At 61.4% G+C, this 15,407-nt stretch carries 16 protein-coding genes; 12 read left to right on the top strand and 4 right to left on the bottom strand.

Translation table 11 applies throughout. The annotated features are described in order from the left end of the window. Positions 1 to 34: 34 nt before the first annotated feature. A complete protein-coding gene (locus DXT77_RS01110; RefSeq protein ID WP_085711332.1) occupies positions 35 to 2,419 on the bottom strand; it encodes an RND family transporter in 2,385 nt (794 codons plus the stop codon). A 28-nt stretch (positions 2,420 to 2,447) separates the two neighbouring features. Then, entirely contained in the window at positions 2,448 to 3,476 is a 1,029-nt protein-coding gene (locus tag DXT77_RS01105; protein WP_085711333.1) for a YCF48-related protein, read from the bottom strand. 325 nt (positions 3,477 to 3,801) lie between these two features. Here DXT77_RS01105 and DXT77_RS01100 point away from each other — a divergent pair, with 325 nt between their 5' ends. From DXT77_RS01100 to DXT77_RS01070, 7 genes are all read left to right on the top strand, one after another. Then, the gene (locus tag DXT77_RS01100) at positions 3,802 to 4,392 is read left to right on the top strand and encodes an amino acid synthesis family protein (protein WP_007957412.1); all 591 of its coding nucleotides are present in this window, start codon (positions 3,802 to 3,804) and stop codon (positions 4,390 to 4,392) included. Between the two features lie 33 nt (positions 4,393 to 4,425). Then, the gene (locus DXT77_RS01095; protein WP_119426282.1) at positions 4,426 to 5,259 is read left to right on the top strand and encodes an alpha/beta fold hydrolase; all 834 of its coding nucleotides are present in this window, start codon (positions 4,426 to 4,428) and stop codon (positions 5,257 to 5,259) included. After that, complete coding sequence (locus DXT77_RS01090; protein ID WP_085603065.1) at positions 5,256 to 6,737, top strand: aldehyde dehydrogenase; 1,482 nt, start codon at positions 5,256 to 5,258, stop codon at positions 6,735 to 6,737. The genes DXT77_RS01095 and DXT77_RS01090 overlap by 4 nt, the downstream gene beginning before the upstream one ends. A 12-nt stretch (positions 6,738 to 6,749) precedes the next feature. Further along, positions 6,750 to 7,235 (top strand): flavin reductase family protein, encoded by a 486-nt coding sequence (locus tag DXT77_RS01085; RefSeq protein ID WP_119426281.1) that lies wholly within the window; start codon positions 6,750 to 6,752, stop codon positions 7,233 to 7,235. A gap of 134 nt (positions 7,236 to 7,369) precedes the next feature. Continuing rightward, positions 7,370 to 7,759, top strand: a complete 390-nt coding sequence (locus tag DXT77_RS01080) for a carboxymuconolactone decarboxylase family protein (protein ID WP_119426294.1) — start codon at positions 7,370 to 7,372, stop codon at positions 7,757 to 7,759. Positions 7,760 to 7,817: 58 nt separating this feature from the next. Next, entirely contained in the window at positions 7,818 to 8,570 is a 753-nt protein-coding gene (locus tag DXT77_RS01075; RefSeq protein WP_074688591.1) for a GntR family transcriptional regulator, read from the top strand. A 1-nt stretch (position 8,571) separates the two neighbouring features. Then, on the top strand, positions 8,572 to 9,135 hold the full coding sequence (locus DXT77_RS01070) for an NUDIX hydrolase (protein ID WP_119426280.1): 564 nt from the start codon (positions 8,572 to 8,574) through the stop codon (positions 9,133 to 9,135). A gap of 57 nt (positions 9,136 to 9,192) precedes the next feature. On the opposite strand, the gene DXT77_RS01065 is transcribed toward DXT77_RS01070, so the two are convergent. Continuing rightward, positions 9,193 to 9,675 (bottom strand): hypothetical protein, encoded by a 483-nt coding sequence (locus DXT77_RS01065; protein ID WP_256662852.1) that lies wholly within the window; start codon positions 9,673 to 9,675, stop codon positions 9,193 to 9,195. Between the two features lie 140 nt (positions 9,676 to 9,815). After that, positions 9,816 to 10,109, bottom strand: coding sequence for a DUF1330 domain-containing protein (locus tag DXT77_RS01060; protein WP_085711337.1), 294 nt, complete (start codon positions 10,107 to 10,109; stop codon positions 9,816 to 9,818). A 65-nt stretch (positions 10,110 to 10,174) separates the two neighbouring features. Here DXT77_RS01060 and ribBA point away from each other — a divergent pair, with 65 nt between their 5' ends. The 5 genes from ribBA (at position 10,175) to DXT77_RS01035 (ending at position 15,407) form a co-directional block, all read left to right on the top strand. After that, positions 10,175 to 11,284: a bifunctional 3,4-dihydroxy-2-butanone-4-phosphate synthase/GTP cyclohydrolase II gene (gene ribBA, locus DXT77_RS01055; protein WP_119426279.1), complete on the top strand. Its 1,110-nt coding sequence runs from the start codon at positions 10,175 to 10,177 to the stop codon at positions 11,282 to 11,284. Between the two features lie 166 nt (positions 11,285 to 11,450). Next, entirely contained in the window at positions 11,451 to 12,476 is a 1,026-nt protein-coding gene (locus DXT77_RS01050) for an ABC transporter substrate-binding protein (RefSeq protein ID WP_119426278.1), read from the top strand. Then, positions 12,473 to 13,420 carry an ABC transporter permease gene (locus DXT77_RS01045; RefSeq protein ID WP_178083431.1) on the top strand — a complete coding sequence of 316 codons (948 nt, stop codon included), beginning with the start codon at positions 12,473 to 12,475 and terminating at the stop codon, positions 13,418 to 13,420. The genes DXT77_RS01050 and DXT77_RS01045 overlap by 4 nt, the downstream gene beginning before the upstream one ends. Before the next feature lie 6 nt (positions 13,421 to 13,426). Next, on the top strand, positions 13,427 to 14,236 hold the full coding sequence (locus DXT77_RS01040) for an ABC transporter permease (protein ID WP_119426276.1): 810 nt from the start codon (positions 13,427 to 13,429) through the stop codon (positions 14,234 to 14,236). Between the two features lie 16 nt (positions 14,237 to 14,252). Further along, complete coding sequence (locus tag DXT77_RS01035; RefSeq protein ID WP_119426275.1) at positions 14,253 to 15,407, top strand: ABC transporter ATP-binding protein; 1,155 nt, start codon at positions 14,253 to 14,255, stop codon at positions 15,405 to 15,407.

The raw sequence follows: 15,407 nt of genomic DNA, 5'->3' as shown, positions 1-15,407 counted from the left end.
TAAGGTTGCGGCTTTTTCGTTTCAGGCTCGCCGATCAGTGAGCAAACAACGAATTCCCCTTCTGCCCCGCCAGTTTCTCAGGCTTGATCAGGAACTTGGCCAGCGCCGGCAACAGCCACAGCGCACCGAACATGTTCCACAGCAGCATGAAGGTCAGCATCAGGCCCATGTCGGCCTGGAACTTGATCGCCGAGAAGATCCAGGTGCACACGCCGATGGCCAGGCACAGACCGGTAAACAGCACCGCTTTACCGGTGGATTTCAGGGTCTGGTAATAGGCTTCCTGCAACGGCAGGCCGGCACGCAGGAAACTTTCCAGACGGCTGTAGATGTAGATGCCGTAGTCCACGCCAATTCCCACACCCAGCGCCACCACCGGCAAGGTTGCAACCTTGACGCCGATGCCCATGAACGCCATCAGCGCGTTGCCCAGCACCGAGGTCAGTACCAGCGGCAGCACGATGCACAGGGTCGCCGCCCAGGAACGGAAGGTGATCATGCACATCACCGCCACGCAGATGTACACCAGAATCAGGATGGTCAGTTCAGCCTGCTTGATGACTTCGTTGGTGGCCGCTTCGATCCCGGCGTTACCCGCCGCGAGGATGAATTCCAGACCGTCCTTGTTGTTGTCCTTGGCGAATTCCTGCACGGCTTTCACCGCACGGTCCAGGGTTTCCGCCTTGTGGTCGTTGAGGAACACCAGCACCGGCGCCAGCGAGCAACTGTTGTTGTACAGGCCGTCGGCACGGGCGATGGAGTTGTTCAGCACGTCCGGGTTGCGCGACAGGGTTTCCCATTTCAGGTTGCCCTCGTTCATGCCCTTGATCATCTGCTTGGACACGGTCACCAGCGAGATCGCCGATTGCACGCCCTCAGTGTTCTGCATCTTCCACATCAGCTCGTCGATCGGCGCCATGGCCTCGTAACGCGAGCAGCCTTCGGACTTGGTCTTGACCATCACCACCAGTACGTCGGAGCTGGTGGAATAGTTGTTGATGATGAAGTTGTTGTCCTTGTTGTAGCGCGAGTCCGGACGCAGTTCCGGCGCGCCCTGATCGAGGTCACCGATCTTCAGGTTCTGGCTGTACCAAAGCCCGCCACCGAAGGCGATCAGCGCCAGCGCGATGGACACCGGTGCGACTTTCGGGCTGGCGAAATTCGACAGCAGGCGCCAGAACGGGTGCTCGCGGTTCGCGTCCTTCTTGCTCTTGGCAATCGCACGTTTGCTGATGCCGACATAGGAAATCGCCACCGGCAGCAGGATCAGGTTAGTGAACACGATCACCGCCACGCCGATGGACGCGCCGATGGCCAGTTCACGGATCACGCCGATGTCGATGATCAGCAGCGTGATGAAGCCCACCGCGTCCGCGAGAATCGCGATCATCCCCGGCAGGAACAGTTGCCGGAACGTGCGCCGCGCGGCGGTCAGGGCGTTGTCCGCCTCGCTCGATTGCAGGGCGATACCGTTGATCTTCTGCACGCCGTGGGAAATCCCGATGGCGAAGATCAGGAACGGCACCAGCATCGAATACGGATCGAGGCCGAACCCGAAGAAATGCATCAACCCCAGTTGCCAGACCACCGCCACCAGCGTGGTGCTCAATACCGCCACCGTGCTGCGCAGGCAGTTGGTGAACCACAGCAGCAGGATCAGGGTGATGACGAACGCGATGCCGAAGAACATCACCACCATCACCAGGCCATCGATCAGGTCACCGACCTTCTTGGCGAAACCGACGATGTGGATCTTGACGTTGGGGTTCTGCGCTTCGAACTTGTTGCGGATCTTGTCTTCCAGTTCATGGGAGAACTGGCGGTAGTCCAGCGCCAGCAACTTGCCCTGGTCCTGCGGGTCCGGGTAGGACTCCAGCAGCGGGATGTCGACGATGCTCGACTTGAAGTCGTTGGCCACCAGACGCCCGACCTGACCCGACTTGAGCACGTTATTGCGCAGCATGTCGAGGCTGTCCTGAGAGCCGTCGTAGCTCTGCGGGATCACTTCACCGCCGGCGAAACCTTCCTCGGTCACTTCGGTCCAGCGCACGCTCGGGCTCCACAGCGACTTCAGGCCGGAACGGTCGACGCCGGAGATGTAGAACACCTCATCGTTAATCTGGCGCAGGGTCTCCATGTACTCCTTGGAGAAGATGTCACCGTCCTTGGCTTCCACCGAAATGCGCACGGTGTTGCCCAGGTTCGTCAGATCGTTGCGGTGCTCCATCATCTTCTCGATGAACGGATGCTTGAGCGGGATCATTTTTTCGAAGCTGGTGGACGGGCGGATCAGCGTCGCCTGCCAGAACAGGAAAATGCTGACCAGCAGGCAGATCACGATCACTGCCGGGCGGTTGTTGAAGATCAGGCGTTCGAGGAACGTCGCCTTGTCCTGATGATGAGTGCTCAAGGAAGTCATAGCCCCGCCTTCTTATTATTGATTCGGCTCATTTGCCCAGCTCGGTGCCGTTGGGTGTGGTGGTGTGGACGCCACCCTGCCCGCTCAGGATCAGGTTGCCGTTGCCGGCGGCGGTGACCGACGACAGCGAGATGCGATCCGGGCGGTTGAACACGCTGAAGGTTTCACCGTTGTCGCTGCTGCTGATCACTGTGCCGCCGTTGCCGACGATGATGATGGAGCCGTCGTCGAGCCGCGTGGCACCGGACAGGCCGAATTCCAGCGCACCGCGCGCAGCCTTCAATTCAACCTGCTGCCAGGTGCTGCCGAAATCGGTGGAGCGGTAGAGGTTGCCGCGCAGCCCGTAGGCCAGCAGCGTGGACGGCTGGGCAGTGCCGATCACACCGAACAGCGAGCCTTGGTACGGGCCTTCGATTTTTTCCCAGGTCTGGCCCCAGTCGGCGGAGCGGAACATCGCGCCCTGCTCGCCCACGATGAACAGCCCGGCGTCCTTGACGGCGGCGATGGCGTTGAGGTGGAACTGGTCCTGGTTGTCGAGGCGGTCACTGACGTCTTGCCAGTTTTTGCCACCGTCGGTGGTTTCCAGCAAAGCGCCGTAGGCACCCACGGCCAGGCCGTTGTTGAGGTCCTTGAACCAGAGGTCAAGCAGCGGCGATTCGCGCTTGAGGTCTTCGAACTGTTTGGTCCAGGTCTGACCGCCGTCTTCGCTGGCGAGGATCTGTGCGTCATGGCCGACGGCCCAGCCGTGTTTGTCATCGACGAAATACACGGCCGTCAGCAACTGGCGGCTCGGCACCTTGGCCTGGGTCCAGGACTTGCCCTGGTCGTCGGAGTAGAGAATGTGCCCGCGATCACCGACCGCCACCAGGCGGGATCCGGCGTGAACGACATCGAGCATCAGGCTTTTCGGGGCCTTGGCCGATTCGATGGCGTAGACCACGTCGGCGGGCGCTTCGGCAGCCAGGACAGGCGCCGACAAGGTGGCAAAGCCCAGCAGAGAGAGTGCTGTGGCCAGCAACGCGGTGTTGCGTAACGCCGGCGGGCGGCAACGACTCATAGACCTTCCCCTATTTATTATTGTTAGGCCATTCGGCCTTCAAGGGCGCCGCAAGTGTGCTCCGGCGACGGCTGGTCAGAAGCATAGTCCTGAAACCCGCAATCCAGAGCCACTTCGGAAGCTGGCTCATCCTATCGGGCATTCGAAACGTCTGACAATCGGCGCAACGTTATCTTTTGTTAACCGAAAGGGATTACGGCGGCGGCTGAATGCGCGGACATTCGTCCGACTGATGGAAGGGAATCTTGCGTAGGGGACTTGCACGATCGGTATTATGGTATACCATCAGACGCACAGACACTCTTTATCCCCTACGGAGCAGCTCATGAGTTTCGAAATTCGCAAGATCGTCAGCTATGTCGAAGAGACCTTCATTGAAGGCGGCAAGGCGTCCGACACCCCAGTGACCATGGTCGGCCTGGCCGTCGTGATGAAGAACCCGTGGGTCGGCAACGGCTTTGTCGAAGACCTCAAGCCGCAGATCCGCGCCAATTGCTCCGACCTCGGCGCAATGATGGTCGAACGTCTGGTGGGCATCATCGGCGGCGCCGAGAAGATCGAGGCTTACGGCAAGGCCGCGGTGGTCGGCGCCGATGGCGAGATCGAACACGCCTCGGCGGTGATCCACACCCTGCGCTTCGGCAATCACTATCGCGAAGCGGTCAAGGCCAAGAGCTACCTGAGCTTCACCAACAAGCGCGGCGGTCCGGGCACTTCGATCCAGATCCCGATGATGCACAAGGACGACGAAGGCCTGCGCTCGCACTACATCACCCTGGAAATGCAGATCGAAGACGCCCCGCGCGCCGACGAAATCGTCGTGGTGCTCGGTTGCGCCGACGGTGGCCGCCTGCACCCGCGCATCGGCAACCGCTACATCGATCTGGAAGAACTGGCCGCCGAAAAAGCCCAGTAATCACAATAAAAAAAGGCATTGCAGGAGCGCTCCATGATTCGGCCTACCGCTGAACTCACCCCGGCCGGCACCAGTTATCTGGCGACCGGCCAGGGCCACCCCGTGGTGTTGATCCACGGCGTGGGCCTGAACAAAGAAATGTGGGGCGGCCAGATCGTTGGCCTGGCCACGCAATACCGGGTGATCGCCTACGACATGCTCGGCCATGGCGCCAGCCCGCGCCCGGCCAGTGGCACCGCCCTGCTCGGTTATGCCGATCAGTTGCTGGAGCTGCTCGACCACCTGCAATTGCCGCTGGCATCGGTGATCGGTTTTTCCATGGGCGGTCTGGTGGCGCGGGCCTTTGCCCTGCATTACCCGGAACGCCTGAAAAGCCTGGTGGTGCTCAACAGCGTGTTCAACCGCAGCGAAGAACAGCGCGCCGGCGTCATCGCCCGTACCGCCCAAGCCGCCGAGCACGGGCCGGATGCGAATGCCGAAGCAGCGCTGTCGCGCTGGTTCAGCCGTGAATACCAGGCGGCCAACCCGGCGCAGATCGCCGCGATTCGCCAGACCCTGGCCGGCAATGATCCGCTGGGTTACCTGACCACTTACGAATTGTTCGCCACACAAGACATGTACCGCGCCGACGACCTGGGCAGCATCCAGGCGCCGACGCTGATCGCCACCGGCGAGCTGGACCCCGGATCGACCCCGGAAATGGCCGAGCAACTGGCCGCGCGCATTCCCGGCGCGAAGGTTGCCGTGCTGCCCGAGCAACGGCATATGATGCCGGTAGAGTCGCCTCGGCTGGTGAACCAGACGCTGCTGGAATTTCTCGAAACCGCACACGCCCGACAAAACCATATAAAGGGGATCGTTGCATGACACTCGCACGCTTCCAGATGTGCATCGGCGGAGAATGGGTCGACGCCCTCTCCGGCAAGACCTTCGAAAGCCTCAACCCGGCGCTGGCCGAGCCCTGGGCCGAACTGCCCGATGCGGACGAGGCCGACGTAGAACGCGCCGTGCAAGCCGCGCAAACCGCCTTCGACAGCCCGGCATGGCGCGGCCTGACCGCCACCGCTCGCGGCAAACTGTTGCGTCGTCTCGGTGACCTGATCGCCGAAAACAAGGAACAACTGGCGCAGCTGGAAAGCCGCGACAACGGCAAACTGATCCGCGAAACCCGGGGTCAGGTCGGTTATCTGCCGGAGTTTTTCCACTACACCGCAGGCCTCGCCGACAAGCTCGAAGGAGGCACCCTGCCGCTGGACAAGCCCGATCTTTTTGCCTACACCGTGCACGAAGCCATGGGTGTGGTTGCCGCGATCATTCCGTGGAACAGCCCGCTTTATCTGACCGCGATCAAACTGGCCCCAGCGTTGGCAGCGGGCAACACCATCGTGATCAAGCCGTCCGAACACGCCTCGGCGACCATTCTGGAACTGGCGCGCCTGGCCCTCGAAGCCGGAATTCCGCCGGGCGTGGTCAACGTCGTCACCGGTTACGGCCCAAGCACCGGGGCCGCCCTCACCCGCCATCCGTTGATCCGCAAGATCGCCTTCACCGGCGGCGCGGCCACGGCCCGGCATGTGGTGCGCAGCAGCGCCGAGAACTTCGCCAAACTGTCGCTGGAACTGGGCGGCAAGTCGCCGAACATCATCTTCGCCGACGCCGACCTCGATAGCGCGATCAACGGCGCCATCGCCGGGATCTACGCGGCGTCCGGCCAGAGCTGCGTATCCGGTTCGCGACTGCTGGTGCAGGACGAAATCTACGACGAGTTCGTCAGCCGACTGGTGGAGCGTGCCCAGCGCATCCGCATCGGCAACCCGCAGGACGACAGCAGCGAAATGGGCCCGATGGCCACCGCGCAGCAACTGGCGGTAGTCGAAGGTCTGGTGGCCGATGCCATCGCCGAAGGTGCGCGTCTGCGTCTGGGCGGCAAGCGCCCGAGTGGCGTCGGTGACGGCTGGTTCTATGAACCGACGCTATTCGAGTGCGACCGCAACTCGATGAAAATCATGCAGGAAGAAGTCTTCGGTCCGGTGGCTTCGGTCATCCGCTTCAAGGACGAGGCCGAAGCGCTGGCGATTGCCAATGACTCACAGTTCGGCCTCGCCGCCGGCATCTGGACCCGTGATCTGGGCCGCGCCCATCGTCTGGCCCGGGACGTGCGCTCGGGGATCATCTGGGTCAACACCTACCGCGCGGTGTCGGCGATGGCACCGATCGGCGGCTTCAAGAACAGTGGCTATGGACGCGAAAGCGGCATCGATTCGGTGCTGGCCTACACCGAACTGAAAACGGTGTGGATCAACCTCTCTCAGGCACCGATGCCTGATCCGTTTGTGATGCGCTAGGAGTCCTGCGACATGATCGAACCCGGCATTTACAAAGACGTCATGAGCTCGTTTCCGTCCGGGGTCACGGTGGTCACCACCCTCGACCCGGACGGCGGCATCGTCGGGATCACCGCCAGCGCCTTCAGTGCGCTGTCGATTGATCCGGCGCTGGTGCTGTTCTGCCCCAACTACGCCTCCGACACCTACCCGGTGCTGCGTGACAGCAAGCGTTTCGCGATCCATTTGCTGTCCGCCGACCAGATCGCCGAGGCCCACGCTTTCGCCGGCAAAGGCAAGGACAAGGCCAATGGCATCGAGTGGCATTTGAGCGAGCTCGGGAATCCGATCCTCGCCAAGGCTACGGCGATCATCGAGTGCGAATTGTGGCGCGAGTACGACGGTGGCGATCACGCGATCATCGTTGGTGCGGTGAAGAACCTGATCCTGCCGGAGCAGCCGGTGACGCCGATGATCTATCACAAGGGCAAGCTCGGCGCGTTGCCAACCTTGGCCTGATAGCCATTCAACATTCCTGTGGGAGCGAGCCTGCTCGCGATAGCGGTCGATCTTTCAACATTTGCATCGACTGAGAAGTCGCCTTCGCGAGCAGGCTCGCTCCCACAGGGGGATATCTGTGGATTGGAGGGATGATGAATAACGAGAAGTACGAAAAGGGCCTGAAGATCCGCACTGAGGTGCTCGGCGAAGCCTACGTGCAGCGCTCGATCGAGAACGCCGACGACTTCAACCGCCCGCTGCAGGAAATGGTCACCGAATACTGCTGGGGCCATGTCTGGGGACGTGAAGGTCTGTCGCTCAAGGAGCGCAGCATGATCAACCTGGCGATGATCTCCGCGCTGAACCGCCCGCACGAACTCAAGCTGCATGTGCGCGGCGCCTTGCGTAACGGCCTGAGTCGTGAGCAAATACGCGAAATTCTGCTTCAGGTCGGTATTTATTGCGGCGTCCCGGCAGCCGTGGACAGTTTCCGGCTCGCCCGTGAAGCCTTCGCCGAAGCCGACGCCGAGGCCTCCAGTTAACCCCTCGGCTGTTTGAATGCCCGTCTGGCATGGACAGCCAACTTAAAGAGCGGACCCCATGAAACGCCTGCCACTCGACGACAGCTTCAAGGTCAATCGCAACCCCGTCACCCTGCGCGAAATCGTGCTGGATAAACTGCGAAGCGCCATCATGAACTTCCAGCTGCTGCCGGGCGATCGCCTGGTGGAGCGCGATCTGTGCGATCGCCTGGGCGTGAGCCGTACGTCGGTGCGTGAAGCCTTGCGGCACCTGGAATCCGAAGGCCTGGTGGAATTCGCCGACGCCAAGGGCCCGCGCGTCGCCATCATCACCCTCGCCGATGCCGTCGACATCTATGAGCTGCGCTGCGTGCTCGAAGGCCTGATCGTCCAATTGTTCACCCTGCGCGCCAAGGCCAAGGACATCAAAGCCCTGGAAAAAGCCCTCGACGAGAACCGCAAGGCGCTCAAGGACGGCGAACTGCAACAGGTGATCGATTCGGTGCAGGGTTTCTACGACGTGCTACTCGAAGGCTCGGGCAACCATGTCGCGGCCACCCAGTTGCGTCAGTTGCAGGCGCGCATCAGCTACCTGCGGGCGACCTCGGTGTCCCAGGAAAACCGTCGCGGCGCGAGCAACCAGGAAATGGAAAAAATGGTCGAGGCGATCAAGAGCGGCGACGCGCTGGCGGCGCATCAGGCGTGCGTCGATCACGTCCGCGCTGCGGCTGCCGTGGCCCTTGATTATCTGAAGCGCAAACAGGAAGAAACCGGCGCCACACCGGCGATCACCTTGCCCATCGCGCTGAAAGAACCACGCATAGGTCACTGACATGTTCAGCCCGAGCTTTTGCCCGAAATGCGGTGGCGCCGACCTCGGTCAGCAAGTGCCGCCGGGCGATACGCACGAGCGCCTGATGTGCCGCGGCTGCGGCTACATCCACTATGTGAACCCGAAAATCATCGCCGGCTGCATCATCGAGCAGGACGGCAAATACCTCTTGTGCCAACGGGCGATTCCCCCGCGCCCGGGCACCTGGACCCTGCCCGCCGGTTTCATGGAAAGCGGCGAAACCACCGAACAGGCCGCCCTGCGCGAAGTCTGGGAAGAAAGCGGCGTGCGCGCGGAAATCCTCTCGCCGTACTCGATCTTCAGCGTGCCGAGGATCAGCGAGGTCTACATCATCTTCCGCGCCCTCGCACTGGAGATCACCGGCCAGTACGGCCCGGAAACCCGGGACTGCAAATTCTTCGCCCCCGAAGACATCCCGTGGGAGCAGATCTACTACCCGGCGATCCGGCAGATCCTCGAACGCTACATCGAGGAACGCCAGGCCGGGGTGTATGGCATGTACATGGGCAATGACGACAGCGGCAAGATTCATTTCATGCGTTGATTAAACGTCACTTGCCAGAGATGCAGCGCCGGGCCTGGGGCCTCGACAGTTGTTCACTCAATCCGGCATCGCACGAATGATATCCGCCAGATCATCTTTGGTGATTTCATTGGCTTTGAGAGCAGCGGAGATATCTTTTTTGGAGAGCGGGAAACGCTTGAAAATGTCTTTCATGGTATCGGCATCAATATTGGCCAGCCAAAGAGGATCGATAAAGGAACCGCCATATTCAGGCTCCATTGGGACCTCTTCGTGGGCAATGGCACCTTTGTGATTCAGATACACCACATAACGATCGTGCCCTTCTGGAAAGCTTTTATCGTGATATAGCGTTGTCCCCATCGGCAGGACATAGTAATTGTCATCGCCGCCTTGCCCTTCGATCAGCAGGGGTTCTTTGGTTTTAACCATCTCCAGATCACGCCCCTTCGCACTGTTCCCGAAAATCAGAAAAGCCAGAAAGACTGCATTTACAAACAGCGCAGCCACTAGCCAGAGGCCTACTCGCCTACCTGCAAACATTCCTTTTGTCATGCGCATCAATATTCCCTTAGAGCACTTCGTGCAAAACCGCAGGCATTAGATTCCATCCGACGGGCGATCTCCTGATCCAGAGAAAATATCAAAAGATCGCGGCCGTGGTTCGATTCTGTAGTTCCTGCGGATTTGCAGGCAAGACGTTACGGCGCCATCCCTTCCACAATAATGATCTCCGCCCGCGCCCACTCCTCCCGGTAGCTCTTCGCTTCCTGATACGCCGCCGAGCGGTAGCACGCCACCGCCTGTTCGTAACTGTCGAATTCAATCACCACGCTGCGCTGCGGCGTCGCCCGCCCTTCCATTGCTTCGCTGCGCCCGCCTCTGGCCAGGAACTTTGCGCCGAACTCGGCGAACGCTTTTGGCGCGCGCTGGGTGTATTGGCTGTAGTGATCGGGATCGGTGATGTCCACGTGAGCAATCCAGTACGCCTTCATAGTGACCTCTTGGCTGAATTTGTATTATGGTATACCACGAATTTCACTCAAATCGAGAGTCCAGCATGGCCTTCAACAGCATCGAAGAAATCATCGAAGATTATCGCCTCGGCAAAATGGTGTTGCTGGTCGATGACGAAGACCGGGAAAACGAAGGCGACCTGCTGCTGGCCGCCGACCGTTGCACGCCCGAGTCGATCAGCTTCATGGCCCGTGAGGCTCGGGGGCTGATTTGCCTGACCCTGACTGACGATCATTGCCAGCGCCTGGGGCTTGAGCAAATGGTGCCGAGCAATGGCAGCGTGTTCAGCACCGCGTTCACGGTTTCCATTGAAGCGGCGGTCGGTGTGACTACGGGCATTTCTGCTGCCGACCGCGCCTGCACGGTTGCCGCTGCGGTGGCGCCGAACGCACGCGCTGAAGACCTGGTGCAGCCCGGCCATATCTTCCCGCTGCGCGCCAAGGAAGGTGGGGTGCTGACCCGCGCCGGTCACACCGAGGCCGGTTGTGATCTGGCGCGCCTCGCCGGGTTCACGCCCGCCTCGGTGATCGTCGAAGTGATGAACGATGACGGCACCATGGCCCGCCGTCCGGATCTGGAAGTCTTCGCCCGTAAGCACGGGATCAAGATCGGCACCATCGCCGACCTGATCCACTATCGCCTGAGCACCGAACACACCATCGAGCGCATCGGCGAGCGGGAGTTGCCGACGGTGCATGGCACGTTCCGTTTGATCACCTTCGAAGACCGCATCGAGGGCGGCGTGCACATGGCGATGGTCATGGGCGAGTTGCGCCGTGAGGAACCGACGCTGGTGCGCGTGCATGTGATCGATCCGCTGCGGGATCTGGTCGGTGCCGAATACAGCGGGCCGACGAACTGGACGTTGTGGGCGGCGCTGCAACGGGTTGCGGCAGAGGGCCATGGCGTGGTCGTGGTGCTGGCCAATCATGAGTCGTCGCAAGCGTTGCTGGAGCGGGTGCCGCAGCTGACTCAACCGCCACGGCAGTTCAGTCGCTCGCAATCGCGGATCTATTCGGAGGTCGGCACCGGGGCGCAGATTCTGCAGAACCTGGGCGTCGGCAAGCTGCGCCACCTGGGCCCGCCGCTGAAATATGCCGGTTTGACCGGCTACGATCTTGAGGTGGTCGAGAGCATTCCGTTCACCGAATAACCCCGTTTGCCAGATAGCCGGTAAGGCAAAGTGCTTGCACAATGTTTGGAATACCATAATATGATATTCCATAGACCGGACGACCTGAAAAACCGTCCAGCTACTGCTCCCGACAGGCGGGCAACAACGCAAGCCCGCTCAAAAACACAACAATGAGGGCGTAAAAATGGTGTTGAACAAAGCTGCAACCGCGATCTTTCTTGCGGGACTGCTGAGCGTGACCGGTCAGGCCGCGATGGCCGCCGAGAGTGTGAACTTTGTCAGCTGGGGCGGTAGCACCCAGGATGCGCAGAAACAGGCCTGGGCCGATCCGTTCAGCAAGGCCAGCGGCATCACCGTCGTGCAGGACGGCCCGACCGACTACGGCAAACTCAAGGCCATGGTCGAAAGCGGCAACGTGCAATGGGACGTGGTCGACGTCGAAGCCGACTTTGCCCTGCGCGCCGCCTCCGAAGGCCTGCTCGAACCCCTCGATTTCAAACAGATCCAGCGCGACAAGATCGACCCGCGTTTCGTCAGCGACTACGGTGTCGGTTCGTTCTTCTTCTCCTTCGTCCTCGGCTACAACGAGGGCAAACTCGGCGCCAGCAAGCCGCAGGACTGGAGCGCGCTGTTCGACACCAAGACCTACCCCGGCAAACGCGCCCTGTACAAATGGCCGAGCCCCGGCGTGCTCGAACTGGCCCTGCTCGCCGACGGCGTGCCGGCCGACAAGCTCTACCCGCTGGACCTGGATCGCGCCTTCAAGAAACTCGACACCATCAAGAAAGACATCGTCTGGTGGGGCGGCGGCGCGCAGTCGCAGCAACTGCTGGCGTCCGGTGAAGCAAGCATGGGTCAGTTCTGGAACGGCCGGATCCATGCCCTGCAGGAAGACGGCGCACCGGTGGGCGTGAGCTGGAAACAGAACCTCGTAATGGCCGACATCCTGGTCGTGCCGAAGGGTTCGAAAAACAAGGACGCGGCGATGAAGTTCCTGGCCAGCGCCAGCAGCGCGAAGGGCCAGGCCGACTTCTCCAACCTGACCGCCTACGCCCCGGTCAACGTCGACAGTGTGCAGCGTCTGGACTCGACGCTGGCCCCGAACCTGCCGACTGCCTACGCTAAGGATCAGATCACTCTTGATTTCGCGTACTGGGCCAAGAACGGCCAGGCCATCGCGACACGGTGGAACGAATGGCTGGTCAAATGAAAATGGCGGCCACCGCGTCCCGTCCCTCCACTGCCACCGGGAGCGCCGCCAGCGCTGCCGGGTCGGCCGCCGGAAAAAAGGCCAGTGCCATGGCGCCAGCCCCGTCCCTCAAGCAACGCTGGCGCGGCGCCGGCAACCTCGCGCCGGCGCTGCTGTTCCTCGGCCTGTTCTTTCTCGCGCCGTTGATTGGCCTGCTGTTGCGCGGCGTGCTGGAACCGGTGCCGGGCCTTGGCAACTACGAACAACTGTTCGCCAACTCGGCGTACGCCCGGGTGCTGTTCAACACCTTTTCGGTGGCGGGTCTGGTGACGGTATTCAGCCTGCTGCTGGGCTTCCCGCTGGCCTGGGCAATCACCTTGGTGCCGCGCGGCTGGGGTCGCTGGATTCTCAACATCGTGCTGTTGTCGATGTGGACCAGCCTCCTCGCCCGCACCTATTCTTGGCTGGTGCTGCTGCAGGCTTCCGGCGTCATCAATAAAGCCTTGATGGCCATGGGCATCATCGATCAGCCGCTGGAAATGGTGCACAACCTGACCGGCGTGGTGATCGGCATGAGCTACATCATGATCCCGTTCATCGTGCTGCCGTTGCAGGCGACCATGCAGGCCATAGACCCGATGATCCTGCAGGCCGGCTCGATTTGCGGTGCCAGTCCATGGACCAACTTCTTCCGGGTGTTCCTGCCGCTGTGCCGGCCGGGTCTGGCGTCCGGCGGGTTGATGGTGTTCGTGATGTCGCTCGGTTACTACGTCACCCCGGCGCTGCTGGGCGGGGCGCAGAACATGATGCTGCCGGAGTTCATCATTCAGCAGGTGCAGTCGTTCCTCAACTGGGGTCTGGCCAGCGCCGGCGCCGCGTTGCTGATCCTCATCACCCTGGTGCTGTTCTACTTCTACCTGAAGCTTCAGCCGGAATCCCCGGTTGGCGCCAGTAACGCGAGGTAAGCCGACATGCTCCTGACTCCCAATGCCATGAGCCGCCGGATGCGCTTCGGCCTGTACGCCACCACCGGGCTGATCGCGCTGTTTCTGCTGCTGCCGATCGTGTTCATCGTGCTGCTGTCGTTCGGCTCGTCCCAATGGCTGGTGTTCCCGCCTCCGGGCTGGACGCTGAAATGGTACGGCCAGTTCTTCTCCAACGCCGACTGGATGAACGCAGCGGCCGCCAGCCTCAAGGTTGCGGTGCTGACCACGATCTGCGCCGTGGCCCTCGGTTTGCCGACTGCCTTTGCACTGGTGCGCGGGCGCTTTCCCGGCCGGGAAATGCTCTACGGCCTGTTCACCCTGCCGATGATCGTGCCACTGGTGATCATCGCCGTGGCGGTGTACGCGCTGTTCCTCAAGCTCGGCTACACCGGGACGATGTTTGCCTTCGTGGTCAGCCATGTGATCGTCGCGCTGCCGTTTACCATCATCTCGATCATCAACTCGTTGAAGCTGTTCGATCAGTCGATTGAAGACGCGGCAGTGATCTGCGGGGCGTCACGCCTGCAAGCGGTGTTCAGGGTGACCTTTCCGGCGATTCGTCCGGGGATGGTGGCCGGCGCCCTCTTCGCCTTCCTGGTGTCGTGGGACGAAGTGGTGCTCAGCGTGATGATGGCCAGCCCGACCCTGCAAACCCTTCCCGTGAAAATGTGGACCACCCTGCGCCAGGACCTGACGCCCGTGATCGCCGTCGCTTCGACGCTGCTGATCGGCCTGTCGGTGCTGGTCATGGTGATCGCCGCCGCTCTGCGCCGGCGCAACGAAATCAGCGCCTGAGCGCCAGGAGTACGACATGAGTGCCGTGATCAAAGACGCATCCCAGCAGAACGACAACCCCCTGGTCAGCCTGCGCAACCTGAACAAACACTACGGCGATTTCGCCGCCGTGGACAACATCTCTCTGGACATCAAGGACGGCGAGTTCCTGACCTTCCTCGGCTCCAGCGGCTCGGGCAAAAGCACCACGCTGTCGATGCTCGCCGGGTTCGAAACCCCGAGCAGCGGCGAGATCCTGGTCAACGGCCAGTCGCTGGTGAATGTGCCGCCGCACAAACGCGATATCGGCATGGTGTTCCAGCGTTACTCGCTGTTCCCGCATCTGTCGGTGCGCGACAACATCGCGTTCCCGCTGGCGATCCGCAAACTCGCTGCGGCTGAACGTGACAAGCGTGTCGATGCGATGTTGAAACTGGTGCAACTGGAGCAATTCGCCCATCGCCGTCCTTCGCAACTGTCCGGCGGCCAGCAGCAACGGGTTGCCATCGCCCGCGCGCTGGTCTATGAGCCACGCATCCTGCTGATGGACGAACCCCTCGGCGCACTCGACAAGAAACTGCGCGAAGACTTGCAGGACGAGTTGCGCCAACTGCACCGCCGTCTCGGCATCACCATCGTCTACGTGACTCACGATCAGGAAGAAGCCATGCGCCTGTCCCAGCGCATCGCGATTTTCAGTCACGGCAAGATTGTCGGGCTCGGCAGCGGTTATGACCTGTACCAGAATCCGCCGAATGCGTTTGTGGCGTCGTTCCTCGGCAACTCGAACTTCCTCAAGCTCAAGGCTCAGGGTAATGGCGCGGCGAGTTTTGAAGGCCAGTCGCTGTCGATTCGACTGACTGCCGGATTGCAGACCGGGCAGGATATTTTGCTGATGGTGCGCCCTGAAAAGGCTTTGGCGTTGAGTGTGCAGCAAGCGGCGAGCGAGCCGTTGGCGGCGGGCTGGAACGAGGTTTCGGCGAAGGTGGTCGAGGTGCTGTTTCTGGGCGAGAGCCAGACTTGCAGCGTGGTCACTTCGGGCGGGACTTCGATGACGGTGAAGGCATTGTCGGCGGCGGGGATGCCTTTGAAGGCCGGCGATCCGGTACAGGTACGCTGGGCGACAGCCGATGCCTGCGTCTACACCGAGTGGGCCGAAAGCGACTTGAACAAAGCGGCGGGCGCTCACTGA

The sequence above is a fragment of the Pseudomonas sp. 91RF genome (assembly GCF_003576265.1).
GTDB lineage: Bacteria > Pseudomonadota > Gammaproteobacteria > Pseudomonadales > Pseudomonadaceae > Aquipseudomonas > Aquipseudomonas kribbensis.
This window is presented reverse-complemented; position numbering and strand designations above follow the sequence as displayed.